The sequence below is a fragment of the Streptomyces sp. NPDC034085 genome (genome assembly GCF_055575555.1).
Map to the genome: position 1 here is coordinate 292,143 of NZ_JBVISL010000003.1, position 26,877 is coordinate 319,019.

The 26,877-nt window shown below is 75.4% G+C and carries 29 protein-coding genes; 19 read left to right on the forward strand and 10 right to left on the reverse strand.

Annotation, left to right across the window (positions count from 1 at the left end; genetic code table 11):
* The first annotated feature begins 193 nt into the window (after nucleotides 1–193).
* The 3 genes from ppk2 (at nucleotide 194) to ACZ501_RS11680 (ending at nucleotide 2,318) form a co-directional block, all read left to right on the forward strand.
* The gene (gene ppk2 / locus ACZ501_RS11670; RefSeq protein ID WP_468794393.1) at nucleotides 194–1,174 is read left to right on the forward strand and encodes a polyphosphate kinase 2; all 981 of its coding nucleotides are present in this window, start codon (nucleotides 194–196) and stop codon (nucleotides 1,172–1,174) included.
* 121 nt (nucleotides 1,175–1,295) lie between these two features.
* Nucleotides 1,296–1,745 (forward strand): PRC-barrel domain-containing protein, encoded by a 450-nt coding sequence (locus tag ACZ501_RS11675; RefSeq protein WP_361609642.1) that lies wholly within the window; start codon nucleotides 1,296–1,298, stop codon nucleotides 1,743–1,745.
* A gap of 78 nt (nucleotides 1,746–1,823) precedes the next feature.
* Entirely contained in the window at nucleotides 1,824–2,318 is a 495-nt protein-coding gene (locus ACZ501_RS11680) for a hypothetical protein (RefSeq protein WP_468794395.1), read from the forward strand.
* A 20-nt stretch (nucleotides 2,319–2,338) separates the two neighbouring features.
* Here ACZ501_RS11680 and ACZ501_RS11685 read toward each other — a convergent pair whose 3' ends face one another.
* From ACZ501_RS11685 to ACZ501_RS11700, 4 genes are all read right to left on the reverse strand, one after another.
* Complete coding sequence (locus ACZ501_RS11685; RefSeq protein ID WP_468794397.1) at nucleotides 2,339–2,890, reverse strand: 2'-5' RNA ligase family protein; 552 nt, start codon at nucleotides 2,888–2,890, stop codon at nucleotides 2,339–2,341.
* Nucleotides 2,891–3,023: 133 nt separating this feature from the next.
* Nucleotides 3,024–3,521 (reverse strand): DUF3291 domain-containing protein, encoded by a 498-nt coding sequence (locus ACZ501_RS11690; RefSeq protein WP_468794399.1) that lies wholly within the window; start codon nucleotides 3,519–3,521, stop codon nucleotides 3,024–3,026.
* Between the two features lie 32 nt (nucleotides 3,522–3,553).
* Nucleotides 3,554–4,258 carry a helix-turn-helix transcriptional regulator gene (locus ACZ501_RS11695; RefSeq protein WP_468794401.1) on the reverse strand — a complete coding sequence of 235 codons (705 nt, stop codon included), beginning with the start codon at nucleotides 4,256–4,258 and terminating at the stop codon, nucleotides 3,554–3,556.
* A 143-nt stretch (nucleotides 4,259–4,401) separates the two neighbouring features.
* Nucleotides 4,402–4,851, reverse strand: coding sequence for an SRPBCC family protein (locus ACZ501_RS11700; RefSeq protein WP_361609652.1), 450 nt, complete (start codon nucleotides 4,849–4,851; stop codon nucleotides 4,402–4,404).
* A gap of 324 nt (nucleotides 4,852–5,175) precedes the next feature.
* Here ACZ501_RS11700 and ACZ501_RS11705 point away from each other — a divergent pair, with 324 nt between their 5' ends.
* Nucleotides 5,176–5,451 carry an isoamylase early set domain-containing protein gene (locus tag ACZ501_RS11705; RefSeq protein ID WP_361609654.1) on the forward strand — a complete coding sequence of 92 codons (276 nt, stop codon included), beginning with the start codon at nucleotides 5,176–5,178 and terminating at the stop codon, nucleotides 5,449–5,451.
* Between the two features lie 45 nt (nucleotides 5,452–5,496).
* Here the strand turns inward: ACZ501_RS11705 and ACZ501_RS11710 are convergent, their stop codons facing one another.
* A complete protein-coding gene (locus ACZ501_RS11710; RefSeq protein ID WP_468794403.1) occupies nucleotides 5,497–7,116 on the reverse strand; it encodes an FAD-binding oxidoreductase in 1,620 nt (539 codons plus the stop codon).
* Between the two features lie 72 nt (nucleotides 7,117–7,188).
* On the opposite strand from ACZ501_RS11710, the gene ACZ501_RS11715 reads away from it, so the two are divergent.
* The 7 genes from ACZ501_RS11715 to ACZ501_RS11745 all read left to right on the forward strand — a co-directional run bounded on the left by ACZ501_RS11715 (nucleotide 7,189) and on the right by ACZ501_RS11745 (nucleotide 17,087).
* Complete coding sequence (locus tag ACZ501_RS11715; protein WP_361609658.1) at nucleotides 7,189–7,815, forward strand: TetR/AcrR family transcriptional regulator; 627 nt, start codon at nucleotides 7,189–7,191, stop codon at nucleotides 7,813–7,815.
* A 96-nt stretch (nucleotides 7,816–7,911) separates the two neighbouring features.
* The gene (locus ACZ501_RS11720) at nucleotides 7,912–8,718 is read left to right on the forward strand and encodes an alpha/beta fold hydrolase (RefSeq protein WP_468794405.1); all 807 of its coding nucleotides are present in this window, start codon (nucleotides 7,912–7,914) and stop codon (nucleotides 8,716–8,718) included.
* Between the two features lie 238 nt (nucleotides 8,719–8,956).
* Entirely contained in the window at nucleotides 8,957–10,522 is a 1,566-nt protein-coding gene (locus ACZ501_RS11725; protein ID WP_361610023.1) for an SDR family oxidoreductase, read from the forward strand.
* A gap of 178 nt (nucleotides 10,523–10,700) precedes the next feature.
* Nucleotides 10,701–13,340 (forward strand): class III lanthionine synthetase LanKC, encoded by a 2,640-nt coding sequence (gene lanKC, locus ACZ501_RS11730; protein ID WP_468794407.1) that lies wholly within the window; start codon nucleotides 10,701–10,703, stop codon nucleotides 13,338–13,340.
* Nucleotides 13,337–13,474, forward strand: coding sequence for a SapB/AmfS family lanthipeptide (locus ACZ501_RS11735; protein ID WP_362183365.1), 138 nt, complete (start codon nucleotides 13,337–13,339; stop codon nucleotides 13,472–13,474). Before lanKC ends, ACZ501_RS11735 begins: the two co-directional genes overlap by 4 nt.
* A gap of 77 nt (nucleotides 13,475–13,551) precedes the next feature.
* Entirely contained in the window at nucleotides 13,552–15,330 is a 1,779-nt protein-coding gene (locus ACZ501_RS11740; protein WP_468794409.1) for an ABC transporter transmembrane domain-containing protein, read from the forward strand.
* Nucleotides 15,327–17,087 carry an ATP-binding cassette domain-containing protein gene (locus ACZ501_RS11745; protein ID WP_468794411.1) on the forward strand — a complete coding sequence of 587 codons (1,761 nt, stop codon included), beginning with the start codon at nucleotides 15,327–15,329 and terminating at the stop codon, nucleotides 17,085–17,087. Before ACZ501_RS11740 ends, ACZ501_RS11745 begins: the two co-directional genes overlap by 4 nt.
* Before the next feature lie 16 nt (nucleotides 17,088–17,103).
* Here ACZ501_RS11745 and ACZ501_RS11750 read toward each other — a convergent pair whose 3' ends face one another.
* On the reverse strand, nucleotides 17,104–17,712 hold the full coding sequence (locus tag ACZ501_RS11750; RefSeq protein WP_468794413.1) for a response regulator transcription factor: 609 nt from the start codon (nucleotides 17,710–17,712) through the stop codon (nucleotides 17,104–17,106).
* Between the two features lie 376 nt (nucleotides 17,713–18,088).
* On the opposite strand from ACZ501_RS11750, the gene ACZ501_RS11755 reads away from it, so the two are divergent.
* Nucleotides 18,089–18,694 (forward strand): sugar O-acetyltransferase, encoded by a 606-nt coding sequence (locus ACZ501_RS11755; protein ID WP_361610577.1) that lies wholly within the window; start codon nucleotides 18,089–18,091, stop codon nucleotides 18,692–18,694.
* Nucleotides 18,695–18,730: 36 nt separating this feature from the next.
* Here the strand turns inward: ACZ501_RS11755 and ACZ501_RS11760 are convergent, their stop codons facing one another.
* Nucleotides 18,731–19,396: a DUF4230 domain-containing protein gene (locus tag ACZ501_RS11760; RefSeq protein WP_468794415.1), complete on the reverse strand. Its 666-nt coding sequence runs from the start codon at nucleotides 19,394–19,396 to the stop codon at nucleotides 18,731–18,733.
* Between the two features lie 139 nt (nucleotides 19,397–19,535).
* Here ACZ501_RS11760 and ACZ501_RS11765 point away from each other — a divergent pair, with 139 nt between their 5' ends.
* Nucleotides 19,536–20,210, forward strand: a complete 675-nt coding sequence (locus tag ACZ501_RS11765) for a VanZ family protein (protein WP_468794417.1) — start codon at nucleotides 19,536–19,538, stop codon at nucleotides 20,208–20,210.
* Between the two features lie 63 nt (nucleotides 20,211–20,273).
* Nucleotides 20,274–20,948 carry a response regulator transcription factor gene (locus ACZ501_RS11770; protein WP_361610581.1) on the forward strand — a complete coding sequence of 225 codons (675 nt, stop codon included), beginning with the start codon at nucleotides 20,274–20,276 and terminating at the stop codon, nucleotides 20,946–20,948.
* Here ACZ501_RS11770 and ACZ501_RS11775 read toward each other — a convergent pair.
* Nucleotides 20,945–22,108 (reverse strand): sensor histidine kinase, encoded by a 1,164-nt coding sequence (locus tag ACZ501_RS11775; RefSeq protein WP_468794419.1) that lies wholly within the window; start codon nucleotides 22,106–22,108, stop codon nucleotides 20,945–20,947. The two genes, ACZ501_RS11770 and ACZ501_RS11775, sit on opposite strands and share 4 nt — an antisense overlap.
* A gap of 266 nt (nucleotides 22,109–22,374) precedes the next feature.
* Between ACZ501_RS11775 and ACZ501_RS11780 the strand changes: the two genes are divergently transcribed.
* From ACZ501_RS11780 to ACZ501_RS11790, 3 genes are all read left to right on the forward strand, one after another.
* The gene (locus tag ACZ501_RS11780) at nucleotides 22,375–22,974 is read left to right on the forward strand and encodes a hypothetical protein (RefSeq protein WP_468794421.1); all 600 of its coding nucleotides are present in this window, start codon (nucleotides 22,375–22,377) and stop codon (nucleotides 22,972–22,974) included.
* A 26-nt stretch (nucleotides 22,975–23,000) separates the two neighbouring features.
* Entirely contained in the window at nucleotides 23,001–23,375 is a 375-nt protein-coding gene (locus ACZ501_RS11785) for a hypothetical protein (RefSeq protein ID WP_468794423.1), read from the forward strand.
* Between the two features lie 112 nt (nucleotides 23,376–23,487).
* Nucleotides 23,488–23,865 (forward strand): hypothetical protein, encoded by a 378-nt coding sequence (locus ACZ501_RS11790; RefSeq protein ID WP_468794425.1) that lies wholly within the window; start codon nucleotides 23,488–23,490, stop codon nucleotides 23,863–23,865.
* A 25-nt stretch (nucleotides 23,866–23,890) separates the two neighbouring features.
* Here ACZ501_RS11790 and ACZ501_RS11795 read toward each other — a convergent pair whose 3' ends face one another.
* Together ACZ501_RS11795 and ACZ501_RS11800 are read right to left on the reverse strand one after the other, a co-directional pair.
* A complete protein-coding gene (locus tag ACZ501_RS11795; protein ID WP_361606848.1) occupies nucleotides 23,891–24,394 on the reverse strand; it encodes a dihydrofolate reductase in 504 nt (167 codons plus the stop codon).
* Complete coding sequence (locus ACZ501_RS11800; RefSeq protein ID WP_468794427.1) at nucleotides 24,391–25,188, reverse strand: thymidylate synthase; 798 nt, start codon at nucleotides 25,186–25,188, stop codon at nucleotides 24,391–24,393. Before ACZ501_RS11800 ends, ACZ501_RS11795 begins: the two co-directional genes overlap by 4 nt.
* Before the next feature lie 161 nt (nucleotides 25,189–25,349).
* On the opposite strand from ACZ501_RS11800, the gene ACZ501_RS11805 reads away from it, so the two are divergent.
* Both ACZ501_RS11805 and ACZ501_RS11810 read left to right on the forward strand, forming a co-directional pair.
* Nucleotides 25,350–26,036, forward strand: coding sequence for a dioxygenase family protein (locus ACZ501_RS11805; protein ID WP_468794429.1), 687 nt, complete (start codon nucleotides 25,350–25,352; stop codon nucleotides 26,034–26,036).
* A 357-nt stretch (nucleotides 26,037–26,393) separates the two neighbouring features.
* A complete protein-coding gene (locus tag ACZ501_RS11810) occupies nucleotides 26,394–26,819 on the forward strand; it encodes a YjbQ family protein (protein ID WP_361606857.1) in 426 nt (141 codons plus the stop codon).
* Nucleotides 26,820–26,877 lie beyond the last annotated feature (58 nt).

The window sequence follows — 26,877 nt, forward strand, 5'->3', positions numbered from 1 at the left end:
GGCGGCCGTCCGCTGCATCGTGTGCCGGGTGCCATGTCCTCGCCAGGCAGGCATGGCCGAACAGGTCAGCGGGGCCCCCTTCCGGCGTACGGCGGCCACGCCCGCGCCGCTGGCAGCGCAGATTCGGCACAGACAGCGCAGGTTCGGCGCAGACAGCGCACGTGAGGGCGCCGGAGCCGGGTAGAGGCGGGTCATGGACGGTATGCGGAGCGAGCCGAAGGCCGACGACCTGCTCGCGGGCCTCAGCGTGGACACGAGTCAGCCGGAGCAGCCCGTGCTGCTGGACGCGGACGGTGCTCCCATCCGCACATGGCGGGAGAACTACCCCTACGACCGCAAGATCCGCCGCGGGGAGTACGAGTGGACCAAGCGGGTCCTGCAGATCGAGCTGCTCAAGCTCCAGCGCTGGGTGAAGGCTTCGGGCGCCCGCCTGGTGGTGATCTGCGAGGGCCGGGACGCGGCGGGCAAGGGCGGGACGATCCAGCGGTTCACCGAGCGGCTCAACCCCCGGGGGGCGCGGATCGTCGCCCTGGACAAGCCGACCGAGCGGGAGGCGGGGCAGTGGTACTTCCAGCGGTACATCGCCCACCTGCCGGCCAGCGCGGAGATCGTCTTCTTCGACCGCTCCTGGTACAACCGGGCGGGGGTCGAGAAGGTGATGGGCTTCTGCAGCGACGAGGAGTACGCCCTCTTCCTGCGCCAGTGCCCGGCTTTCGAGGCCATGCTGGTCGAGGACGGCATGCTGCTCGTGAAGTTCTGGTTCTCGGTCTCCCGCGCGGAGCAGCGCACCCGGTTCGCGATCCGGCAGGTCGATCCGGTGCGCCAGTGGAAGCTGTCGCCGACCGACCTGGCCTCTCTGGACCGGTGGGACGCGTACACCGAGGCCAAGGTGGAGATGTTCCGCGCGACCGACACCGCGGCCGCGCCGTGGACGGTGGTCAAGAGCAACGACAAGCGCCGGGCCCGCCTGGAGGCCATGCGCTACCTGCTGTGGCGGATCGACTACGACAACAAGGACGAGCTCGCCGTCGGCCGGCCGGACCCGCTGATCGTCGGGGCCGCCGACACCCTCCTGGAGTCGGGAGAGGAACCGGCGGCCCTCTCCCCCACCCCGCTGGCCGGCCCTCCCGCGGGCCGTGGCCTGCATCCCGATCCTCCCGAGAGGGACGCGTGACCCGTAAGGGCCTCCGAGACCGGGCCCGGAGGCGGACGGAGCAGCTTGGTCCGCTTCACCGGGCCGTGGGCGGGTAGCCGGGCCGTGACAGCAGCGCGCGGCAGGGAGACGAGGGGAAACGATGATCACTGAGGAGCAGCTCACGGCCATGACCGGGTACGCGGCGTACACGGACCAGGGCCAGCGGGTGGGCGGAGTGGACTACGTGCTGGTGGACGACACCACCGGCAGGCCCGAGTGGGTGCGGATCACCGACCGGGCGTCCGGCCTGGGCGGCGTCTTCGTCCCGCTGCGTCACGCCGCGCTGGAGGACGAGCGCCTGGTGCTGCCGTACGCCGTCTCCCTGATCGAACGCGCTCCGTGCGCGGCGCTCGACTGCGGGAGCGTGCTGTCGGTGGCCGAGGAGCAGCAGCTCTTCGCGCACTACGGGATCAGGGACGCCCGGGACGAGGTGAACGCCGAGGGCGGCGCCGGCTGGGGGCAGATGGACCGGGCCGAAACCATCCGGGAGGGCACGGCCGGCCAGGAGGCCCGCGCGTCCCGGCTCCGGCCGGCGCAGCCCGGGCGGTGAGGCGGAGGTGAGCGCGGGGCGGGGCCCGGCCGGTCCGGCCGTATGGGCCCTGCCCCCCCGGCACAACCAATTCCCGCCGTGGCGCGTCCTCTTCGCCGGAGCATTCCGTCCCGCCGGGCCGGAGCAGCGGCGAACCAGGAGCGCGTCATCACTACTTCCCTCCCCGACCGTCCCGGACCGGCCGGGCGGGCCCGCCGGCGGGGCGGCATCGGCAAGGTACTGCTCGGCGGCGTGGCGGGCGTCCTGCTGACCGCCGTCTTCATGACGGCGATGTGGTGGCCGCGGACCGAGGTGACGTACCGCAGCAGCGCTCCCTCGGCCGTGGTCTATCCGGACCGTTCCCCGTACCACCTGACGCTGGTGCACCACCGCAGCCTGTCGGGGCGGGAGTCCTACCGGATGGTGATCGGCAGGTATTCCGGCCCTTCCTACGGGCACTGGGTGGACGTCGACACCGCGCTGGGCGCGAAGGGGATCGACTCCACGACGTGGACGGAGTCCGGGGTCCGGGTGCACTTCCCGACCGGCCACGAGATCTTCGTCCCGGCCGCCTCCTTCCTGGGCGGCAGATGACCCGCTGACACGCCGGCCCCTCAGGGCCCGCTTCGGCCTGCGAGGGGGTACGACGCCCGTTCCCGCCACGTCGTACCGTCGTGCACCATGAGCTCGACGGACGTGACGTGGGACGTGAACGGCAGCCCCGGCGCGAGGTCGGCCTCGATCCGTTCGAGCACGGCTTCTTCCCGGCCCTGGGCGATGGTCAGGTGCGGCACGACGTCGGCGAACCGGCCGCCGTACGGCGGAGCCTCAGGCCAACGAGCCGCGATCGCCTCGGTGAGCTGCCGCAGCGGCGTCCCGGGGTCCGGAACGAGGTACAGCACGTCGGGGAACCGTCCGCACCTCTCGAAGCGCAGCTCGAAGGCCGGGTGGCTGCCCAGCACCTGCACGAGGGCGGAGTGGACGAGCCCGTCCACGCGGCTCTCGTCGAGGAACGGGAAGAGCACGGTGACATGGGCCGGCACCCCGGCCGGGGCCGAGGGGTCGAACCGTTTCCGCCACGCCCGGACGGCCGGCTCCGCCTCCGGGATCCGGATGACGAGGCCCGTCTGGCCCGCCTGGAAGGTACTGGCGCTGTGATCTGACATGGCATCGGATGGTGTCACCTCCTCCGCGTGCCCCGCGGCTGTTCGGCGGGGTCGGCCGCCCCACGGGCCGGAGACCCGCGCGTACCCGGGTCCCGCGTGGCGTCCGGCCGTGCGCGCACGGCCCGTTCACCTCCTACGGCGCCGTCGGCGTCGGCTGGAGGTGTGGGGCGGCCTCGGCCGTGGTGTACGAGGAGGCGAAGGTGAAGGCGCGCGGGGACGGCCCGTGCGCCCGCAGCTCGGTCAGGCGTTCCAGTGCCTCGGCGACGGTCGGGCGGTGGCCCGCGGGGATCCACCAGAGCACCAGGTGGGCCTCGACGTGCCGCTCGAACCATTCGCGGCGGCGCCGCATCACGTCCAAGTGCCCGCTGCGGTAGGCGAAGTCCCACAGCGCCTCCTGCGTCTCCCACACCGTCAGGTTGACGATGACGTCCTCACCCGCCGGGCGCAGGCCGGTGGCGTCGTCCGACCCCTCCTCCACGAGCCGCCACACGAACCCGGGCGCGCCGTCGGCGGCGGCGTTGACCGGGTCGAGCAGCTCGACGAACGGTGTCATCCGCGGGTCGTCGAAGGGGTGGCGGAGGGTGGCCACGTTGAGCTGGGCCAGGTGTGCGGCGTGCGGGGATGCGGTCATGGCCCCATCCCAGCACGCCGCCTGTTTCTATGTCAACGGTTGTTGTTTTTAGAAGGCTCCACCACCACGCAGCACTCGCCGGGCCGGGCGTCCATCCGTGCACGCACGGGCCCGTCCACGCCGAGCAGCCCCTCCAGCAGGGCCAGGTTCATGCCGCAGACCAGCGGCGGGAAGCGTTCGGCGACGGCGTGGAAGGGGCAGTTGCGCATGCGGACGACGGGCCCGGTCTCCCCGGACTCCCCGACGGCTTCGGCGCCCCGGGCCTCGCCGCCGCCCTCCACGTACGGCTCGTAGCCGCGTGCCACCAGCGTCCGCACGGCCTCTTCGAGGCTGCCGCACGGCTCCGCCGAGCCGCGCAGGGCCTCTCCCCTGCCGCGTGCGGCAGCACAGAGCCCGGCGTCCAGCCCGGCGAGCTCGGCGGCTTCGGCGAGCAGCTCGGCCGCGGTGCGGTAGTCGCGGGCCGGCAGCGAGACGGACCGCTCGCCCGGCGCCCGCGTGTAGACCTTGGCGGGGCGGCCCGCCCCGGGCCCGGAGCGGCCGGTCAGCCGGCGGCTGCCGCTCTCCAGCAGCCCGGCCTCGGTCAGCTTGTCCAGATGGTGCGCCGCGAGCGTGCGCGCCACTCCGGCCGCCTCCGCGGCTTCGTTGCGGCCGACCTCCCGGCCCTGGGCCGCCACGTACTCGTACAGGCGGCGCCGCACCGGATCCTGCAGCACCGCGATCGCGTCGATGTCCTCCACCCGGCCATTCTAGGAACAACACGGGTTGGAGATAGAAGGCCCGGCCCGCCGCCGAAGCGGAGCCCGCCCTCGACGGGGCCGGGCCCGCCGCACCGGCGAACGGCCGACACGGCGGGCTCGGAGTCCGGGGTCCGCGGGGGCGGTCAGACGTTGCCGCGCCAGGCACCCGTCTCGGTGCCGCGCTCCTCGATGAAGTGCTTGAACCGCTTCAGGTCCCCCTTGACCTGACGGTCGACGAAGCCGAACTTGTCGGCGATGCTTTCCGCCATCCCCTCGGGATCGAAGTCCATCATCAGCGTCACCTCGGTGTGCGCCGGGTCGATCGGCCGGAAGGTGACCAGGCCCGACTGCTCCGTCTCGCCGCCCACCGTGACCCACGCGACCTTCCGGTCGGGAACCTGCTCGGTGATCTCCGCGTCGAACTCCCGCTTGACGCCGGCCATCTTCGTGACCCAGTGCGTGAGCGTGTCGGTCCGCTGCTCGATCCGCTCCACGCCCTCCATGAACTGCGGGAACGACTCGAACTGCGTCCACTGGTTGTAGGCCGTCGTCACCGGCACGTCAACCTCGATCGACTCCTTGACCTGCGACATCAGCAAAGGCTCCTTCCAGCTTCGGGTGCCCGCCGGCGGCGGCCGGCGGCCAGGACGATCCCTCCCCCGGCCGGCGCACCCTCCCCGCCCCGCCCGCGCCAACACCACCCGCCCGGGGAGCAACCCCTGGCGTGTCCGGGGCAACCGGCCCAGGCACGCCGGGCCCCGGTTGCGCCCGGCCCCGGGGCCCCCGCCGGCGGCCTTCGCCACTACCGCAACCGGGTGACGCCTCCGCGGCGGGCAGGCGCGGATGGCGCCGCCGGCCGGCCGCCGCGGCGAGGATGCCCGGAGCACGCCTTCCGCTCCCACGACTGGAGAGTCACGGTGCTCGAACGCAAGCAGCTCAAGGGCCGCACCCAGGTCACCTTCGTCCTCCCCGAGGACACCCCGGACGGTCCCGTGAGCGTCGTCGGGGACTTCAACCACTGGAACCCCGCCGCCCACCCCCTGACACCCCGCGGCGACGGCACCCGCGCCGCCACCGTCGCGTTGCGCGCCCACTCCACCCACTCCTTCCGCTACCTCGCCGCCGGCGACTACTGGTTCGACGACGAGCACGCGGACGGCCACGACGGCACCAACGGCCGCCTCCACACCTGACGCGCGGGTCCCCGCGGCCCCGGCCGGCGACACCGCGCGGGCCCGTCAGTCCACCAGCACGCCGGGGTTCAGGATGCCCCGCGGGTCCAGTGCGCCCTTCGCGGCCCGCAGGGCCAGCGCGAAGGGCTCGGGCCGCTGGCGGTCGTAGCCCGGCCGGTGGTCCCGCCCGACGGCGTGGTGGTGGGTGATGGTGGCGCGGTGCCGGTGCAGGACCTCGCCCGCGACGGCCTTGAGGTCGTCCCACAGGGCGACCTGGCCGCCGGGCCGTCCGGCGGCCAGCACGGTGAAGTACGGGGCGGCGCCGTCCGGATAGACGTGCGTCAGGCGGCAGTTCACGGTGGCGGGGTGTCCGGTGGCCTTGAGCGCCGCGGCGCCGACCTCGCCGCGCACCTCGTCGATCAGGGCGGGCACGCGGTCCCAGGTGGCCGCCGTCTCGAAGGTTTCCGCGACCGCGCCCATCCTGACCAGCCCGTCACGCAGGTAGGGCATCCGCAGGAAGGCCGCGCGCCAGGCGCTCACGGCCGCGTCCCCGCCCGGCCCCTCCCCGCTCCCCCGGCGGCCCGCACCGGTGCTCCCGTCGTGGCGGCCGCCGTGGGAACGGGCCAGCTCGACGGCGCGCGCGAGCCGGCCGGCCACCGGTTCATGCGCCGACTCGAAGCCGAGGACGAGGACGGAGCAGCCGTCGTGCGCGGCGCCCGACAGGGCCGCCTCGCCCGGATCGAGCAGCCGGCAGTTGGCGGGCGCGAGGTCCGACTGCGCGAGGTCGCGCACCGCGCGGAGCGCGGCGGTGAAGTCGCTGAAGGCGACCGCCGCGGAGGCCTTGTGGCGGGGGCGTTCCTGGAGGCGCATCCAGGCCTCGGTGATGACGCCGAGCGCCCCTTCGGAGCCGAGGAAGAGGCGGTCGGGCGAGGGGCCGGCGCCGGAGGCGGGCAGCCGCCAGGAGCCGCTGGTGCCGGCGGGGGTGACCACGCGCATCGACTGGACGAAGTCGTCGATGTGCGTGCGTCCGGTGGCGTAGTGGCCGCCGGCGCGGGTGGCGAGCCAGCCGCCGAGGGTGGAGAACTCGAAGCTCTGCGGGAAGTGCCGCAGGGTCAGCCCGTGCGGGCGCAGCTGGTCTTCGAGGCCCGGTCCGAGGGTTCCGGCCTGGATGCGTGCGGCGCGTCCCGCGGTGTCGACGTCCAGGACGCGCCCCATGGCGGTGAGGTCGAGGGACAGCACGGCGCGGTGCGCGTCGCCCCGGTACTCCACTCCCCCGCTGACCGAGGAGCCCCCGCCGTAGGGGATGACGGCGATCCGTCGGTCACCGGCCCACTCCAGGAGGTCGGCCACGCCCTGCTCGTCGGCCGGGCGGGCGACGAGGTCGGGGATGCGGCCCGGCTGCCCGCGCAGGGCGCGCGCCACGTCCCGGTACGCCTTCCCCATGGCATGGGCGGCGCGGTCCGCCGGGTCCGCGCTGACCAGGTGGGCGAGGCTCTGCGGCGCCTCGACGGCGGGGGCCCTGACGTCCAGGTCGCGGACGCGCGGCACGGGCAGCGGGCGGGCCAGGGTGCCGGGGAGCAGGGCCCCCATCGCGACGCATTCCGCGTCGCCGGGGTGCGCGTCGGTCCACCCCCAGCCCCACCAGGAGCGGGCGCGGGCGGTCGGCCGGGCGGTGGTGCCGTCCATGAGGGGTACTCCTGAGGGGGTGTCGGGCCTGAATTTACCTCGCGGTAAATTACGTACTGGTAATATCTCCGTATGGCAACCCCCCCGTCCAGAGCCGGCACCAAGGGAGTCCCCCGGGAGCAGCGCGCCCGGCAGCTGCTGGAGGCCGCCACGGCAGAGTTCGGGACCCGCGGCTACGCGGCCGCCTCGCTGCCCGCGATCGCCGCGCGCGTGGGCGTCACCAAGACGCTGCTGCACCAGTACTTCGGCACGAAGGAGGACCTCTACGTCGCCTGCCTCGTCCCCGTCGGCGACCGCCTCCTGGAGGCCGTCCGCACGGCGGTGGGGGCCGGGGGGACCACCCCGCGGACTCCGCTGCGGGTGCTGCACGGGATCTTCACCGCGCTGGAGGGGCAGCGGGAGGCGTGGTTCGTGCTCTACGACACCACCCTGCCGCCCGGCGGAGAAGCCGCCCGCCGGGCCGCGGAGTACTGGTCGGCCATCGACCGCCTGGCCGCCGCCGGCACCGCCGAACTGCTGCGCGGCGCCGGGTCTGCCGACCCGCTGGACGCCGATGCGCTCCTGTACGTGTGGCGGGACCTCGTCGCGACCCTGGTGCGCTGGTGGGTCAGGCATCCGGAACAGACCCCGCAGGCCATGACCCGGCGCTGCGCCCGCCTGTTCGCTGCCGCCGCGCTCCTCACCCCCGAAGACCTTTGACCGGGGGGCCGGTGCGCGGCCGGCCCGGCCCGGCGCGGGGCGGGGCGGGGCGGAGAGGGGATGATGGAGGCGTCGGCCGGATCGAGGTGTGTGCCGGTGAGCACGGTGGGAGCCCGTCCAGGCGTGGAAGGCCGGTTCCGCCACCGCGGGGCGGAGCTGGTGTACGACGACGCGGGCAGCGGCCCGGCGGCCGTGTACGCGCACGGCGGTTTCGTCAGCCAGGGCGTCGAGGAGCGGATGGGCCTCTTCGACTGGGCGCCCGTCCTCGCCGCGGGCCGGCGCCTGGTGCGCTACGACGCCCGGGCGCACGGCCGGTCCACCGGCGAGCCCGTGGCCGGCGACTACACCTACGCCTCGCTCGCCGACGACCTGCTGGCCCTGCTCGACCACCTGGGGCTCGCGGAGCCCGCCGCCGCGATCGGCGCCTCGATGGGCTGCGGCACCGTGCTGCACGCCGCCGTCCGCGCACCCGCCCGGTTCTCCCGGCTGGGGCTGCTGATCCCGCCGACCGCGTGGGAGACCCGCGCGGCGTACGCCCGGGCCGGCCGGGAGGCCGCCGACGCCATCGAGCGGGACGGAGCGGAGCCCTGGATCGCCGCCCGGAAGGGCCGTCCGCGCCCGGCGGTCGTCGCCGGCGTCCCGGAGTTCCCGCCGACGCCGCCGGGGCCGCTCCTGCCGTCCGTACTGCGGGGTCTGGCGCGGTCCGACCTGCCCGAGCCCGCCGCGCTCGGGGCCTTGCGGTGCCCGGCCCTGATCCTCGCCTGGGTGGACGACCCGGGCCATCCGCTGGCGACGGCGCACGCCCTGGCCGACTGCCTGCCCGGCGCCGTCCTGCACGTCTCGCGGGCCCGGGCGGACGTCCGTACCTGGGGCGAGCGCCTCGCGGACTTCCTGACCCGGTGAGGAACAGCCGGCGGCACGCGCCGCCGCCGGACCGCCCCCGGGCCCGCTCCGGCGTCCGGGCGGGAGGTCCCGGGGCGCGGGCGCCGGCCGGCTGGAGCGCCTGCCGGGCCCGCGCCGGGCCGCCGGGCCCGTATCCGGAGACTGCGGAACCGACGCGTTTTGCGCCCCGGCCGTACCCGGTCCAGGCTCGAAAGGGGCGGCGCCGACCGCGCGCGCCGCCGGAGGACGGGAGCGATCCATGACGGGTGAGCTGTGCCTGGTCACCGGCGCCACCGGCTACATCGGCGGCCGCCTGGTGCCCGAGCTCCTCGACGCCGGGTACCGGGTACGGGCGCTGGCCCGTTCCCCGGAGCGGCTGCGCGACCACCCGTGGGCCGTACGCGTCGAGACGGCGCGCGGCGACGTCACCGACCGGGACGCGCTGGACGCGGCGCTGCGCGGGGTGGACGTGGCCTACTACCTGGTGCACGCCCTCACCGCCGGCCCCGGCTTCGAGGAACGCGACCGGCAAGCGGCCCGGCTCTTCGCCGAACGGGCCCGGCTGGCCGGCGTACGGCGCATCGTCTACCTCGGCGGACTCACCCCGCCCGGCCTGCCCCCCGAGGGGCTCTCCCCCCACCTGCGCTCCCGGGCCGAGGTGGGACGCATCCTGCTGGCGTCCGGAGTGCCCTGCACCGTGCTGCGGGCGGCCGTGGTCATCGGGTCGGGCTCGGCCTCCTTCGAAATGCTGCGCTACCTGACGGAACGGCTGCCCGTCATGATCACGCCCAGCTGGCTGGGGACCCGGGTGCAGCCCATCGCCGTCCGGGACGTGCTCCGCTACCTCGTCGGCAGCGCCGCCATGCCCCCGGAGGTCAGCCGGGCCTTCGACATCGGCGGCCCGGACATCCTCACGTACGAGCAGATGATGCACCGTTACGCCGCCGTCGCCGGGCTCCCGCACCGGCGCATCCTGCGCGTGCCCATGCTCAGCCCGGGGCTGTCCAGCCTCTGGATCGGCCTGGTCACCCCGGTGCCCCGGGCACTGGCCCGGCCGCTCGCCGAGTCCCTGCGCCACGAGGTGGTGTGCGCCGAGCACGACATCGCCCGCTGGGTGCCCGACCCGCCCGGCGCCCCCCTCCCCTTCGGCCGGGCGCTGGAACTCGCCCTGCGGCAGGTGCGGGAGGCCCGGGTGGCGACCCGGTGGTCCTCCGCCTCCCTGCCCGGCGCCCCCAGCGACCCCCTGCCCACCGACCCCGACTGGGCCGGCGGCAGCCTCTACACCGACCACCGCAGCGCCGAGGTCGCGGCCCCGCCCGGGGCCCTGTGGCAGGTGGTGGAGGGCATCGGCGGGGAGCACGGCTGGTACTCCTTCCCGCTGGCCTGGGCCGTCCGCGGCTGGCTGGACCGGCTGGTGGGCGGCGCCGGCATCCGCCGCGGGCGCCGCGACGCCGCCCGGCTGCGGGTGGGCGACGCGCTCGACTTCTGGCGGGTGGAGGAGATCGAGCCGGGCCGGCTGCTGCGGCTGCGCGCCGAGATGCGGGTGCCCGGGCTGGCCTGGCTGGAGATGTACGCCGAACCGGACCCGGCACACGGGGGCCGTTCGCGCTACCGGCAGCGCGCCCTGTTCCACCCGCACGGCCTGCTCGGCCACGTGTACTGGTGGGCGGTGAGCCCCTTCCACGCGGCGGTGTTCGGCGGCATGGCCCGCAACATCGCCCACGCGGCGGAACAGGCACCCGCCCCGGCGCCCCCGCCTGCCGAACCTGCCGCGCCCGACCGGCCCGCGGCCCCTGCCGCGCCGGACCCGCGGCCGCGGCCGTGACCGGCTGAACCCCGTCGGCCCGGCCCCCTCTCCCCGCCTCCGACGAGGGCGCGCGGGCGCCCTCGTCGGACGCCAAGTGACCCGTGCGTACTGCACGTCGGGCTGGTGACAAACACGACTGTCGCGCGCTCCCGGCCACGTGTCACCTTTGGTCACGTCACCGACCGAGGGAGCAGGTGTGAACAAGGGGCATGCGGCCTTCTGCGACGCCGACCACTGGTTCTACGACGCCCCCTACCGGCGGGCCGGCGAGAGCTACCCGTCGGCCCTCGCCCCGGTGCCCGAGGGGTGGCGCTCGCACCGCAGCGGCGACTGGCTCGCCCTGCGCCCGCTCGGCCTCGACCTGCCCTCCCAGGGCTGGAAGATCCACGTCTCGGCCCGCCTCGACAACGCGGAGGCCGTCCTCGGCAAGGTGTACGCCTACTGCGTCGAGCGGGACATCGCCTTCAAGTTCGTACCCAGCCGCTACCTGCTGCACCTGCGCAACGCCAAGTACGCGGACCGCTCGGCGAGCGGCAAGTTCCTCACCGTCTACCCCGCCGACGCCGACGCCTGCCGGCGCGTCGCCGAGGACCTGGACGCCCTGCTGGCCGGCGAGTCCGGCCCGTACATCCTCAGCGACCTGCGCTGGAACGACGGCCCGGTCCACCTGCGGTACGGCAGCTTCACCCTGCGGCACTGCTACGACGGCGACGGCGAGGTGGTCCCGGCCGTCGAGGCGCCCGACGGGCGCCTGGTGCCGGACGCCCGGGGCCCGGTGTTCCAGCCGCCCGCCTGGGTCGAACTGCCCGCCTTCCTGAAGCCCCACCTGGACCGGCGTTCGGCCGTCACCCTCGAAGGCGTCCCCTACGCCGTCGAGCGGGCCCTGCACTTCTCCAACGGCGGCGGGGTCTACGCCGGCCGCGACACCCGCACCGGCGAGCCGGTCGTCCTCAAGGAGGGCCGCCCCTTCGCCGGGCTCGCCGCGGACGAAGCGGACGCCGTGACCCGCCTGCACCGGGAACGCAAGGCGCTGGAGCAGCTGGACGGGCTGGACTGCGTCCCGTCCGTCCACGGCGCCTTCACGGTCGGGGACCACCACTTCCTGGCGCTCCAGTACCTCGAAGGCCGTCCCCTCAACACCTACTTCGCCCGCCGGCACCCGCTGATCGAGGCCGATCCCGACCCCGCGGAGCTGGCCTCGTACACCGACTGGGCACTGAAGATCCACGCCCGGGTGACGGAGGCCGTCGACGCCGTCCACGCACGCGGCATCGTCTTCAACGACCTGCACCTCTTCAACATCATGGTCGCGGAGGACCCCGCCACCGGCGAACCCTCCGTCGCCCTGCTCGACTTCGAGGCCGCCGCGCACGTCGACGAGGGCCTGCGCCAGACGGTCGCCAACCCGGCCTTCGTCGCTCCGCCCGACCGGCGCGGCTTCGCAGTCGACCGCTACGCGCTGGCCTGCCTGCGCCTGGCCCTGTTCCTGCCGCTGACCAGCCTGCTCGTGATGGACCGGGCCAAGGCGGCGCACCTCGCGGACATCGCCGCTGCGCAGTTCCCCGTGCCCCGGTCCTTCCTCGACGAAGCGGTCCGGGAGATCCTCTCCGGACCGGCGGCCGACGGCCCCGACGGGCGGATACCCGCCCCGCCGCGCCCGTACCTGCCGGCCGAGCCGGGGGACTGGCCGGCCGCCCGCGCCTCCCTGACGGCGGCCCTGCACGCCACCGCCACCCCCGATCGCGAGGACAGGCTCTTCCCCGGCGACCCGGCCCAGTTCGCCACCGCCGCCGGCGGAACCGCCTTCGGCCACGGCGCCGCCGGGGTCCTGTACGCGCTCGCGGAGACGGGCGACGCGCCCTGGCCCGAGGCCGAGGAATGGCTGCTCGCCCGCACGGCGGAACCTCCGTCGGGGACCCCGCTCGGCTTCTACGACGGCCTCGCCGGACTGGCCTGGACCCACGACCGGCTCGGCCACCGCGACCGCGCGCTCACGCTCGTGGAGCGCCTCCTGGAGCAGCCGTGGCAGTCCGCGGGCCCCGACCTGCACGGCGGCCTCGCCGGCATCGGCCTGGCGCTGGACTCCCTCGGCACGGCCACCGGCGAACGCGCCCTGCACGCCGCCGCGCTGCGCTGCGCCGACCTGGCCTGCGAGGCGGCCCCCGGGCTGAAGCGGACGGGGCTCCTGTACGGCCACAGCGGGATCGCCCTGCTGCTCCTGCGCCTCTACGAGCGCACCGGCGAGCCGGAACTGCTCCAACGCGCCGGGCTGCTCCTGCACCGGGACCTGGACCACTGCGTGACCAGCGCCTTCGGCACCCTCCAGGTGGACGAGGGGTGGCGCACCATGCCCTACCTCGGCGCCGGCAGCGTCGGCATCGGCATGGTGCTCGACGACTGGTGTGCCCACGCGGCGGACGACCGCTTCGACAAGGCCCGGGCCCAGATCGTCCAGGCGGCCCAGGCGACCTTCTACGCCCAGCCCGGGCTGTTCCGCGGCGCCGCCGGCATGATCCTGCACCTGGCGCGGACCACCACGCCCGGCCCGGGCACCCGCCCCGAGGACATCGCCCGGCAGGTCGAGGCGCTGGCCCGCCACGCGCTCCCGTACCGGGGACACCTCGCCTTCCCCGGCGAGCAGATGATGCGCCTGTCCATGGACCTGTCCACGGGCACCGCCGGCGCGCTGCTCGCCCTCGGCAGCGCCGCGACCGGCGGTCGCGCGCACCTGCCGTTCCTCCCGCCGCCGCGCACCGCGGCGGCCCCAGAGCCGGTCCCCCCACGGGGGGCCGTGACCCATCGGAACACCACAGAGAAGAAGAGGAAACAGTCATGACGCTTCTGGACCTGCAGTCGATGGAGACCCCCAAGGAAGAGACCACCGAGGCCGCGCACCTCACGGGCGGTGGCAGCCGCGCCAGCCTGCTCCTGTGCGGCGACAGCAGCCTGAGCGTGACGACCTGTAACTGATCAGGTCCTTTCCGGGCCCGGGCGATTCGTCGCCCGGGCCCGTACCGCACCCCCGGGTACCCGAGGAGCCGCCGCCCATGACCGCGCCCGATGCCTCCGGTGAGGCGGCGGCCGCCCAGAGTGCCGACCGGGCACTGCGGGCGGCCGCACGGCACAGCGCCGGCCGCACCGCCGCCGTGGCCGGCTGTTCGCTGGCCGCCGCCTGCGCCGCGCTCGCCGAACCGGCCGTCCTCGGCCACGCCCTCGACCTGCTGTTGCGCCGCGACCCGTCCGGCACGCTGTGGACCCTGTGCTGCGCGGCGGTGATCGCCGCCGAGGTGCTGCTGGACGCGGCGACGGCCCGGCTCACGGGCAGCGTCGACGCCCGCTCCACCGCCTGGCTGCGACGGCGCGGGCTCGCCGCCCTGCTGCGTACGGCACCGCACCACGCGGCCCGCCACTCCCCCGGCGAAGTCTCGGCCCGGCTCACGGCGCACGCCACCGGTGCGGGCACCGTTCCCGCGGCCGTCGCCACCGCCGCCACCGCCCTGCTGCCGCCGCTCGGGGGCCTCGCGGCCCTGTTCCTCATCGACGTCTGGACCGCGCTGGCCTTCCTCGCCGGCGTGCCCCTGCTGGCCTTGCTGCTGCGGGCCTTCGCCCGCGCGTCGGGCGCCAGCGTCAGCCGCTACCAGCAGGTGCAGCTCGCCCTGGCCGGACGCCTCGCCGAGGCCCTGGCCGGGGCCCGCACCATCGCCGCCGCCGGCACTGCGGAACGGGAGGCGGCGCGGATCCTCGAACCCCTGCCCGAACTGGGCCGCGAGGGGCGGCGGACGTGGCGGATCTACGGGGCGACCATGGCCCGCACCAGCGCCCTCATGCCCCTCCTCCTGTACGTGGTCCTCGGCGTGGGCGGCGTCCGCCTGGCGGCCGGCGCGCTCGGAGTCGGCGGCCTGCTCGCCGCCGTGCGGTACGCGGGCCTCGCGGCGGGCGCCGGCGCCGTGACGGGCCGGCTGGCCGCCGTGGTGCGGGGCAGGGCCGCCGCCCGCCGCACGGCAGCCCTCCTCGACCTGCCCGCACTCACCCACGGCGAACGGGAACACGCCGCCGACGGGCCCGGCACCCTGGAGCTGCGCGGCGTCCGCGTCGAGCGTGCGGGTACGGCCGTCCTGCGGGACGTCGACCTGCTGCTCCCGGGCGGCACCACCACCGCCGTCGTGGGCCGCTCGGGCTCCGGCAAGACCCTGCTGGCCGCCGTCGCCGGCCGGCTGACCGGCTGTGACGCGGGCCAGGTGCTGCTGGACGGCACGCCCCTGGAGGAACTCACCGCCGCGGCCCTGCGCCGGGAGGTCGGCCACGCCTTCGACCGGCCGGCGCTGTTCGGGCGCAGCGTCGGCGCGGCCATCGCCTTCGGGGCCCGGCCCGAGCCCGCCGCGGACGCCGTGCGCGCGGCGGCCCGGGCCGCCGGAGCCGACCCGTTCGTCCGCCGCCTGCCCGAGGGCTACGGGACGCCGCTCGCCGACGCCCCGCTGTCCGGCGGCGAGCTGCAACGCCTCGGACTGGCGAGGGCGTTCTGCGGGGGGCGCCGCCTGCTCGTGCTGGACGACGCCACCTCCAGCCTGGACACCGTCACCGCCCGCGAGGTGGAGCACGCGCTGGCCCACCGGGTGCGGGCCCGGACCCGCCTCGTCGTCACCCACCGCGCCTCCACGGCCGCCCGGGCCGACCTCGTCGTATGGCTGGAGGAGGGCCGGGTGCGGGCGACCGGGACGCACGAGAGGCTGTGGCAGGACCCCGCCTACCGCGCGGTGTTCGGCGCCGCCGGGGAGCCCGGCCCCGCCGCGTCCGGAGAGCCCGCCGCCCGCGGGGCGGTCCGGTGAGCGAGAACGGCGCCTGGCGGCGGATCGGCGGCGAGGGACGCCGCTTCCTGCGCGGCCGCGCCCGGACGCTCACCGCCCTCGCCCTGTGGTCGCTGCTGGAATCCGCCCACACCTTCCTCGGCGGGTACGCGGTGGCCCGCGCCCTGGACGACGGCTTCCTGGCCTCCCGGACCGGCACCGGCATCGCCTGGCTCGCCGTGGCCGGGGCCGGTGCCCTCCTGGGCGGGCTCGCCCTGCGGGGGGTCTTCGCGGGGCTCGCGGACCTGGTCGAACCGCTGCGCGACGGGCTGGTGCGCCGGGCCGTGCGCCAGGCCCTGGAGCGCGCCGTCGCCGACCCGGCGCGGGCCGGGCACGCGGGGGCCGTGTCCCGGCTGGCCCAGCAGACCGAGATGGCCCGGGACTCCTTCGCGGGGCTGGTCCTCGTCGCCCGGTCGTTCGTCTTCACCGCGGCGGGCGCCCTGGCCGGGATGGCCGCGCTGGCACCGGTCCTGCTGCTGTTCGTCCTGCCGCCCCTGCTCCTGGGGACGGCCGGCTTCCTGCTCACGCTCCGCCCCATGGCGCGGGTGCAGCGGCGGGCGCTCGACACCGACGAGGCCCTGGCCGCGCGGACCGGTGAACTCGCGGCGGGCCTGCGCGACGTGGTCGCCTGCGGGGGCGGGGCCGAGGCGGGGGCCGACCTGGAGCTGCTGATCGCCGCGCAGGAGCGGCTGACCCGCCGGCTCGCCCGGTGGGCCGCCCTGCGGACCGTGGCGCTCGGGGTCGCGGGCCGGCTGCCCGTCGTCGCGCTGCTGCTGGGGGCACCCTGGCTGCTGGGGCGGGGGCTCAGCGCGGGCGCCCTGGCCGCGGCCCTGACCTACCTGGTCCAGTCCCTGCTGCCCGCGCTCGACTCCCTCATGGGGGCGCTCGGCTCGGCGGGCACCCGGCTCGTGGTGGTCCTGGACCGCTTCTGCCCGCAGGAGCAGCCGACGGGGGCGCCGCTCGCGGAACCGGCCCCCGCTCCCGCCCCGGCCCCGGCCCCGGCCCCGCAGGAGCCGGTTCCCGCGGCCGAGCTGCGCCAGGTGCGCTTCGCGTACGGGCCCCACGCCCAGCCCGTGATCGACGGCCTCGACCTGACCCTGCGCGAGGGGGAGCACCTGGCCGTCGTCGGGCCGAGCGGCATCGGCAAGTCCACGCTCACCGCGCTGCTGGCGGGGCTCCTGCCGCCCGGCCGCGGCACCGTGCTCCTGGCCGGGACCCCGGCCCGCCGGGGCGCCGGCCCCCGGGGGCCCGATCCCCGGCGGACCCTGCTGCCGCAGCAGGCATACGTGTTCACCGGCTCCGTCCGCGAGAACCTGACGCACCTGTGCCCCGGCCCCGTGCCCGCGCAGCGGCTGGAACGGGCCGTGGCGGCCCTCGGCGCGGACGGCCTCGTGGACCGGCTGGGCGGCCCGGACGCGCCGCTCGACCCGGCCGGGCTCTCGCAGGGCGAGCGGCAGCAACTGGCCCTGGTGGCCGCGTACCTGTCGCCCGCGCCGCTGCTGCTGCTCGACGAGGCCACGTGCCACCTCGATCCGCGGACCGAGGAACGCGCGGAGCGGGCGCTCGCCGACCGCCCCGGCACCCTCGTCGTCGTGGCCCACCGCATCTCCTCCGCGGCGCGGGCCGACCGGGTCCTCGTCCTCGACGGGACCCGCGCCGTCTGCGGTACGCACGCGGACCTTCCGGCCAGGTCGGCCCTGTACCGGGAGCTCGTGGGGGTGTGGGACGCGCGGGTGTGAGCGGGCGGGCCGGGCCTCAGACCCAGCCGGCGCTCCGGGAGATACGGATGGCGTCTATCCGGTTGCGGGCGCCGGTCTTGCGCGTGACGGCGGCCATGTAGTTGCGCACGGTGCCGCTGGCGAGGTGCAGGGCGTGCGCGATCTCGGCGACGGAGTCGCCTTCCGCGGCCCTGGCCAGGACGCTCAGTTCGCGCGGGCTCAGCGGCATGGGGTCGGCGTCCAGGAAGGCGGAGGCCAGGGAGGGGTCGACGAACCGCTCCCCGGCGGCGACCTTGCGGATGGCGCGGACCAGCCGGCCGGGCGAGCCGTCCTTGTCCACGTAGCCGCGGGCCGCGGCCTGGACGCCGCGACGCAGCGAGCCGGGCGCGCCCGACGTGGCGAGCACCAGCAGCGGGGCGGGCGGGCCGGCGACCGGGCCCGCGGTCCCGGGGCGGGCCCCGAGGGTGGCGGACGCGCCCGGACAGTCCAGGTCGACGACGGTCACGTCCGGGCGTAAGGACTCGGCCTGGCGCGCGGCCGTGCGCCAGCCGGCGCACGTCACGTCGAAGCCGCCCTCGGATCTCAGCAGAGCGGCGAGCGCCGACCTCACGAGGCTGACGCTGTGCAGGACGAGGACCTTGGTCATCCGGGCTCTCCTCGGGTGGTGATCAATGGGCACCAAGCGGGTGCCCAGCTACCGGTGGGAAGGAACGTCCCCCCGCGGGGCGGACGCGGCGCGTGGCCGAAGCACGGCGTCCGGCGCCCGGCCGTATCCGCGGCCGCACCTGCGCCACGCTCAGCAGGTACGGATCCGGCGGCGCGGGACGGGTACGGGCGGGTCGAAGCGGTAGGGCTGATTCCGGGCGCTTTCGGCGCGGAACGCGTGCCACCGGAGCGACCCGCTCCGCCCGGGAGGGCCGGGCTGGCGGGCACCCGTCGCCGCCGGGCGCGGCCCGCTTGACCGGGCCCCGCCACTCGGCGAACGTGGCACGAGCAGTCGGAGCGCAGGACGGAGGCCACCGGTGGGCGAGAACGAACGGCGCATGCGGGCCGGCGACTGGTTCCGCCCCGACGACCCGGTGCTGGCCGCCGCGAGCCGGCGCAGCGCGCTGCTGTGCGCCCACTACAACGCGCCGCAGGTGCTCGCACCGGAGCAGGGCGACGCCCTCCTGCGGGAGTTGCTGGGCCTGGTCGGCGAGGGAGTGCGGATCCGGCCGCCGTTCCACTGCGACTTCGGCTTCCACATCCGGATCGGCACCGGTACGTTCGTGAACTTCAACGCCGTCTTCCTCGACATCGCTCCCATCACGATCGGCGAGGACGTGCAGATCGGCCCGAACGTCCAGCTGCTCACCCCGGCCCACGCCATGGACCCCGGCCTCAGGCGGGCCGGGTGGGAGCGGGGTCTGCCCGTCACCATCGGCGACAACGTCTGGCTGGGCGGCGGGGCGATCGTCTGCCCGGGCGTGACCGTCGGCGCGAACACGGTCGTCGGCGCTGGGTCCGTGGTCGTCCGGGACCTCCCGCCGGACGTCGTGGCCGTCGGCAACCCGGCCCGCGTCGTACGCGCCCTCGGGCCGGACGAGTCGGGGCCCCGCCCCGGTCCGCGGGTCTCCGAGGGGGACTGAGCGCGGCGGGCTGGCGGGTCCTGTCCGGGCTCGGCCTCAGGCATAGGAAACCGTCACCTCGGTGAAGCCGAGGGAGCGCAGCAGCCCTTCGAGTACCGAGGTGGTGTTGCGTTCGGCGCGCTCCGCGAGCCCGCTCGCCCTGGCCGCCCCGCCGATCCGTTCGACCGCGACCCGCTGCACCGCCTGCTCGCCGCCGGGGTTGTCGGAGAAGAAGTCGCCGAGCCGGTCGAGCAGTCCGCGCTGCTGGGAGACCGCGTACGAGCGCGCCGGGTCCAGTGCCGGGGTGCCGAGCGTGGCGTGCGGCAGCCGCAGCGAGGCCGCGGTGCGGTCGGCGCTGACCGTCACGGCCTCCCGGCCGAGTCCGCCCAGCTCGACGTAGGCCGAGACCGAGCCGGCCCCGACGTAGAGGGTGCGGGTGCCCCGGATGGCGTCCGGGAGGAACGGCGCGTCGTGTTCCAGGTCCACCACCACCTGGTAGTCGCCGGCCGCGCCCTCCAGCCGGCTCATGTCGCGCAGGGACTTCAGCACGGCCGGGCCCGTCCGGTCGTGGGTCCGCGTGCCGAGGAGTCCGTCCAGCCCGGGCAGCGGGAGGAAGCGGACCGCGAGGACCAGGAGGGCGGCCGTGACCACGAGGGCGACGGCGCCCCGGGTGGCCGTCCGGCGCCACCGGGGCGGTGCCGTGTCCTTCTCCGAGGTGTTCATACCGCTACGGATGCCCCGTCAGTTCATGGTCACCCGGGCGCGGTTGCGGGGCGGGAGCGGGCGGCGCGGAGCGCGTCGTGCCCTCGGAGCGGGGTACACGGGCCTGCACGGTACGAGCGGGTCACGGAGGGAGCGGTCCATGGACGTGCGCGGGAAACTTGCCGCGGTGCGCCACGCGGAACGGTGGAAGCGGACGGATCGGTGGAAGCGTCCGGAGCGGTGGAGGCGTCCCGAGCGGGCGGTACGGGTGCCGCGGGCCGAGGAGGCGCGGGAGCCCGTCCCGGCCCTGCGGCCCCCCGCCCGGCCGGCGCTGCGCGCCCTGGCGGTGCTGGCCGCCTTCGCCGGGACCGTGGTCTTCAGCCTGATCCTGGCGCGCGTCACCCTGGAGCCCTCGGCGGCGTCGGCCGCGCTCGTGCACAGCAACACGCACCCGGGGGCCTCGATCAGCCAGTACCTCGACGGCTCCGTCACGGAGGCCGCCGAACAGCTCGGCGGGAACGTCCTGCTCGGCGTTCCCTTCGGGGTGCTGCTCCCCGTCCTCCTCCCGCAGGCACGCGGGTTGCTGAGGGTGGCGGCGGTGACGGCCGTCGTGATGACGCTGGTGGAACTGATCCAGGGCGCCCTGGTCACCGGACGCGCCTTCGACGTGGACGACGTCCTCCTCAACACCGCGGGCGCGCTGCTGGGGTACCTCCTGCTGGGCCGCCGGATGGGCCGGGCCGTCCACCCGCGCCGCCACCACTGGTGGCACCGCCTGACCCGCCGCGGCGGCCGCACCCCCGCCCGGGGCTCCGCGCTGCCGCCGGCCCGGTAGGGGCAGCGGACACGGCCGCGGCGCCGGGCGGCACGGACGACCGCCCGTGGTACATCAGGGAGCATGCCGATCAGCGTGGTGATTGCCGATGACCAGGAACTCGTACGCACGGGGTTCCGGATGATCCTGGACAACAGCCCCGGCATCGAGGTCGTGGCGGACGTCCCCGACGGGAACGCGGCACTCGAGGCCGCGCGGCGGCTGCGCCCGGACGTCCTGCTGGCGGACATCCACATGCCCGGGCCCGACGGACTCGAAGTCACCCGGCTGCTGTGCGGGGAGGGCTCCCCGGGAGCACGCGGCGAGTGGCGCCCCCAGGTCGTCGTCATCACCACCTTCGACGACGACGCGTACGTACGGACCGCCCTGCGCAACGGCGCCAGCGGCTTCCTCCTCAAGGACGCCGGCCCCGCCCTGCTGGTCGAGGCCGTCCGGGCCGCCGCGGCCGGGGACTCGCTGATCTCCCCCGCGGTCACCGTCCGGCTCCTGACGGAGATGGCGGCCGACGGGGGCGCCCCTCGCGGCGCCCTCCCGCCCCGTGACGTGCTCACCGGGCGGGAGGAGGAGGTCGTGGCGCTGGCCGCGCGGGGGCGCACCAACGCCGAGATCGCGGAGGAACTGCACCTGTCGGTGTCCTCCATCAAGGCCCATCTGGCCCGGGTCCAGACGAAGCTGGGGGCCAGGAACCGTGTCGAGGTGGCCCTGTGGGCGTGGGAGAACGGCCTGAGCCGCGGTTAGGCCGTGTCCTCGACGGGGTGGACCGGGGGGAGGCACGCCCTGACCTGCCAGCCGCCGGCGGGCAGCGGGCCCGCGGTGAGCCGGCCTCCCATGGCGGCCGCGCGTTCCTTCATGCCCTCGATGCCGAAGCCGCCGCCGCGGGCCGGCCCGGGGAGCGGCAGGGCGTGCCGGCCGTCGTCCGTGACCAGCAGTTCCAAGCCCTCGGGGGTGGACGTGAGGGCGATGCGCACGCGGGTCGCGTCGGCGGCGTGCTTGCGGATGTTGGTGAGGGCCTCGCGGGTCAGGCGGTGGATGCCGGCGGCCGTGTCGGCGGGGAGCCGGGCCTCCAGACCGGGTTCGATGGCGACCTCGACGGATCGGGTGCCGTCGGCGAACCCGGCGGCCAGCTCCCTTACCTCCCGGATGCCCGCTGCGGTCCCTCGGGACGCGCCGCGAACGGGATCGGCCCGGCGCATCACGGTCACCAAGCGGCGCATGGCGCCGAGCGCTTCCTCCGCCTCCCGCCCGATGCCCGCGAGGACGCCGTCGACGGCCTCGGGGTCCAGGTGCGCGAAGCGCGCCCCCTTGACCTGCACCACGATGCCGGTGACGTGGTGGGCGACGACGTCGTGGAGCTCGCGGGCGAGCTCACGCCGCTCGGCCGAGCGCATCGCGTCGAGATCCCGGAGCCGCTGCTCGGACTGGGCGCGCAGCAGGAGGGAGAACGCGGCGACCACCATGGTGACGAGCGTGAAGGCGAGGGTCCACTCGTGCGGGTCGGCGTCCCGGGCCGGCACGGCCACGCAGGCCACCGCGAGGGCGGGGCCCAGGAACAGGGCGGTCCTGGCCGGTCCCCGCCACAGCACGCCCGCCAGCAGCAGGAGCAGGCCGGCGATCTCACCGAGGCCGACGACGGGGACGGGATCGTCGCCCGTCACCAGGACGAGCGTGACCGTCCAGGAGACGGCGGCCGCAACGGCGGCCCGCACGGTCAGGCAGACGCTCTCCACCGGAACGGCGCACGCGCAGACGATCACCGCGCACCCCACCACCAGGACGGACAGCGTCTTGGACAGGTGTTCCAGGGCCAGGGCGTCCACCGCCGTCAGGCCCAGCAGGCACGCGGCCACCGCGAGCTTGACCCGGGTCGGCCAGGGAGGGTGTCCCTGGGCCCAGCGCATGAACGCCCTCACCGGTCCTGCCGCCCGCCGTGCCTCCGCGCGTCTTCCATGACGCCGACCTACCGCAAGCCGCGGGTGCGGAGGGGGCCGAGCGGGTGCACCACGCGCCTACGCCACCCGATCGGCCCAACGCGAGCGATGTGTACTTTCGGGTACCCCCCTTTCCATCCCTTAGGCCGATACGGGCGCCACCTGTGAATCCGTAGCGTTGTGCGTGTCGAGGAAAGGAAAGACAGGCATCCTTTCCACTCACGAGGGGAAGAGAAATGCGCAACGCATCTGCCCGCCGCCGCCTGCGCAACGCGGTCGTCGCTCTGGGAGCCCTGGTGGCCATCGGCGGCACGGGCGCCGCCGCCCATGCGTCAGTGCCTGACACTCCGGAGGGCGTCAGCGCCGTCGCCGTCGCGACACAGCAGCGCAAGCCGGTCAAGGTGGAGCGGCTGGCCGACGGATCGGTCGCCAAGATCTACAAGGTGGGTGACCGCTACGAGGCGAGCATCTTCTTCCGCGGCAAGAAGATCGCCACGCTCAGCTCCACGACCACCGTCTTCCGCCACCACGGCGTGAACTACAGCTTCCACCCCTACAAGGGCAGTGTCTGGGCCGAGAAGGGCAAGTCCGTCAAGCCCCGCCCCGGGGGCCCGGTCAACCCGATACCGAACCCGAACCCCGACCCGGACGACGACACGGCCCCGCCGGTCCCGGCACCCAACCCGAACCCGAACCCGAACCCGAACCCGGACGACGACACCGCACCGCCCGTCCCGGCACCCAACCCGAACCCGGACGACGACCCGGCGCAGCCCGTCCCGGCACCCGGTCCGGCAGCCGACGACAGCACCACCCCGCAGTCCTCCGACGCCTGACACCTCCTGACCGGAAAGAGGCCGCCATGGACTTCATCAGGAGATCCGCCCTCGTCCTGGCCTGCGGCGCGGCCCTGACGGCGCCGGCCGCCACCGCCGCCTCCGCGGCGACCGGCCCGGGCTCGCCGCCCGGCCCCGCCCCCTCCGCCACGTTCTGCGGTACCGGGTGGGACGGCGGGCTCGCCGTGTACACCGGGGACAGGGCCCTGTGCCCGACCGCCCTCAAGGTCGCGAAGGCGTTCCACGCGGCCGCGCGGCACGACCCCACCAGCGAGAAACCGCTCTCCGTCCGGGTGGGCGGCGTCCCGTGGAGATGCGAGACCCGTGAGGGATCGCCCAACCCGTACATCGCCTGCGTCAACCGGAAGGACCCGGGGCAGCAGTTCACGCTGAATTCCTGACGCAGGAGCAGGAGCCGCTGGAAACGGACGCGGGCCGGCGCGGCGCCGGGACTCCCCGTCCCCGCGCCGGCCCGCGTCCGGCAGCCCGCACCGACACGAGGAGCACGACGACATGCGTACGACCCCCCTGCGCTTCGCGGCCACCGCCGTCCTCGGCGCCGTCCTGGCCGCCGTGCCCGCCGCGACGGCCGCCGCGGCCGACACCCCCACCCCCAGCGCCTCCCACGAGGTCGGGACGGTCTTCACGACGAACCTGCACGGGCTGCCGTACTGCCCGGTCGGCTACGGCTACGTGGTCATCGACCGCGGCGAGGCCGTCCTGGTCGCCGGCAGCGGCAACTTCGTCAACGGCGTCCTCACCCCCGGGCAGACCGTCGAGGACGGGCTCGGCGGCACGCTCACCTTCCACAAGGACGGCCGCACCATCACGTACGACGACCACGACCACGGCGGCCGGCTCGTGACCGAGGCCTGCAAGCCCCACGCGTAGCCCCGCCGCGCCCGGGCGGCCGGAGCTACTTCGACGGCACTCCCCGGCGGGTGTACCTGCGGATGCGGTAGCGCAGGCCGGACGCCGAGGACTGCCAGCCGCCGTCCGCGGCGGCCTGCCACTCGGGGCCCGGTGCCGGGGCGTAGGTGTCGCCGTCCACCGTCGTGTCGATCTCCGTCACGGAGAGCGTCGTGGCGTGGTCCAGGGCGGCGCGGTAGATCTCACCGCCGCCGATCACCCAGGTCTCGGCGGAGCCGGCCGCGAGTTCCAGGGCCCCGGCGACCGACCCGGCACGTTCGGCCCCTTCGGAGGCCCAGTGCGGATCGCGCGTCACCACGATGTTGCGCCTGCCGGTCAGCGGACGGAACCGCGGGGGCAGCGAGTCCCAGGTCCGCCGGCCCATCACCACGGGGTGGCCGAGCGTGGTCGCCTTGAAGTGCGCCATGTCCTCGGGCAGCCGCCACGGGATCGTGTTGTCCGCGCCGATCACGCCGTCCAGGGTCTGCGCCCAGATCAGTCCGACGTTCACACCGCCACCGGCGCCTTGATGGCGGGGTGGTGCCGGTAGTCGAGCACCTCCACGTCGGCGTAGGCGTACTCGAAGAGCGAGTCGGCCCGGCGCAGGCGCAGCCCGGGGAAGTCGAACGGGGTGCGCGAGAGCTGCTCGGTCACCTGCTCGACGTGGTTGTCGTAGATGTGGCAGTCGCCGCCGGTCCAGATGAAGTCGCCCGGTTCCAGGCCGGCCTGCTGCGCCACCATGTGCGTGAGCAGGGCGTAGCTGGCGATGTTGAACGGGACGCCGAGGAACAGGTCCGCGCTGCGCTGGTACAGCTGGCAGGAGAGCTTGCCGTCGGCGACGTAGAACTGGAAGAAGGCGTGGCAGGGGGCCAGGGCCATCTTGGACAGCTCGGCGACGTTCCAGGCCGAGACGATCATCCGCCGGGAGTCGGGGTCGCGGCGCAGGGTGTCGAGCACCTCGGTGATCTGGTCGATGTGCCGGCCGTCGGGGGTGGGCCAGGAGCGCCACTGGACGCCGTAGACCGGGCCCAGCTCACCGTTCGCGTCGGCCCACTCGTCCCAGATGGTGACGCCGTGGTCGTGCAGCCAGCCGACGTTCGAGTCGCCGCGCAGGAACCACAGCAGCTCGTACACGATCGACTTCAGGTGCACCTTCTTGGTGGTGACCAGGGGGAACCCCTGTGAGAGGTTGTAGCGCAGCTGGTGCCCGAACACGCTTCGGGTGCCGGTGCCCGTCCGGTCGGCCTTGGCCGTCCCGGAGGTGAGCACCAGCCGCAACAGGTCTTCGTACTGGGTATCCGCCACAGGCGTCGAGTCTACTGGCGGTGCGGGGGTGCGTTCGACCGGCATGGGCTCCGGCCTGCCCGTATGGCCGCCGTGTCGCTCACCCCGCCGTCCGGCGCCGACGGGCACAGTGGTCGGGCAGGCCGTCGCGCGCGACGGCGCCCGACGTCCAGGGAGGCTCCATGGCCGACAACGACCCCGCCCCGGCCAGCCGTCGCGCGGTCCTGATGGCCGCGGGCACGGCGGGCGTGGGGGCGCTCGCGTCCGTCCTGGCCGCGTCCGCCGCCGCGGGTGCGGACGCCGGACCGCCCGCGCCCGCCGGGCCGGCGGCGCCCGGCTGCGTGCTGACCACCGAGTGGGGTGCGGGCCCGTACTACCTCGACCTCGACCTGGTCCGCTCCGACATCACCGAGCGGCGCGAGGGCGTCCCCTTCCGGCTCGACCTGACCGTCGTCCGTACCTCGCAGGGCTGCCGGCCGCTGGAAGGGGCCGCGGTCGACGTGTGGCAGGCCGACGCCGCCGGCGACTACTCCGCGGGCGGCGCGACGTGGCTGCGCGGCACGCAGTTCACCGACGGCGCGGGGCGGTGCACGTTCCGGACCGTCGTCCCCGGCTGGTACGCGGAGCTGGCCCCGCACATCCACTTCAAGGTGCGGCCGGACAACCGCACGGAGACGTCCTCGCAGCTGTTCTTCCCCGAGGACCTGCTGAAGGAGCTGTACGCGCGCGAGCCCTACGCGCAGCGCGAGGTCCCCGGGCACCCGAACGAACGCGACGACCGCTACCGCGCCTCGGGAGCCGCGCTGACCCTCGCGCCCGTGCCCGACGGCGCAGGCTTCCGGGCCGCCTACACGGTCGGCATCGCCTGACCCACCGCCTCGGCCCATGTTCCTTCGCGGGGACGGGGTTTGGGGGCGGCGATCGGGGACACACGCGCCGGTGACGGTGGCACGTCTCTCCAGGCCGGCGACGATCGCGGCCGGTGACCGCAGGCGGCACCCCTTCTCCCCGGGTCCCGCCTGCGGGCCACCGCCACGGCACCGCTCCGTCGTCCCGCCGCGGCACCGCCCGCGCCCGGTCCCTTCCTCCCCGCGGACCCGGCCCGGCCAAGCCCCCGGCGCCCACTGTGTCTCACAGCGGTCCCCGGGCCGCCGGCGGGACGACGACCGCCCCGCCCCCGCCCCCGCTTCCACGGCGCCGCGGTGCGCGTGGCCGAGGATGGGGGGATGACAGACACCTTCACGACCCGGACCGTCGACGTCACCACCGGCTCCGCGGAAACCGTCCACGATCTGACCGCCGCCTGCGCCGGCTTCCTGCGCGAGGTCGCCGGGGGGCGGGACGGGCTCCTCAACGTCTTCACCCCGCACGCGACGGCCGGCCTCGCGGTCATCGAGACGGGTGCGGGCAGCGACGACGACCTGCTGGACGCCCTCGGGACGCTGCTGCCCGCCGACGACCGCTGGCGCCACCGGCACGGCTCCCCCGGCCACGGCCGCGACCACGTCCTCCCGGCGCTCGTGCCGCCGCACGCCACGCTGCCGGTGGTCGGGGGCGAACTCGCGCTGGGCACCTGGCAGTCGGTGGTCCTGGTGGACACGAACCGGGACAACCCGCGGCGTACCGTACGGCTGTCCTTCCTCGGGGGCTGAGGTGGTCCGTACGGACCAGTGGCGGTTTGCGGGATCGGGCGGCGGGCAACAGCGCGTG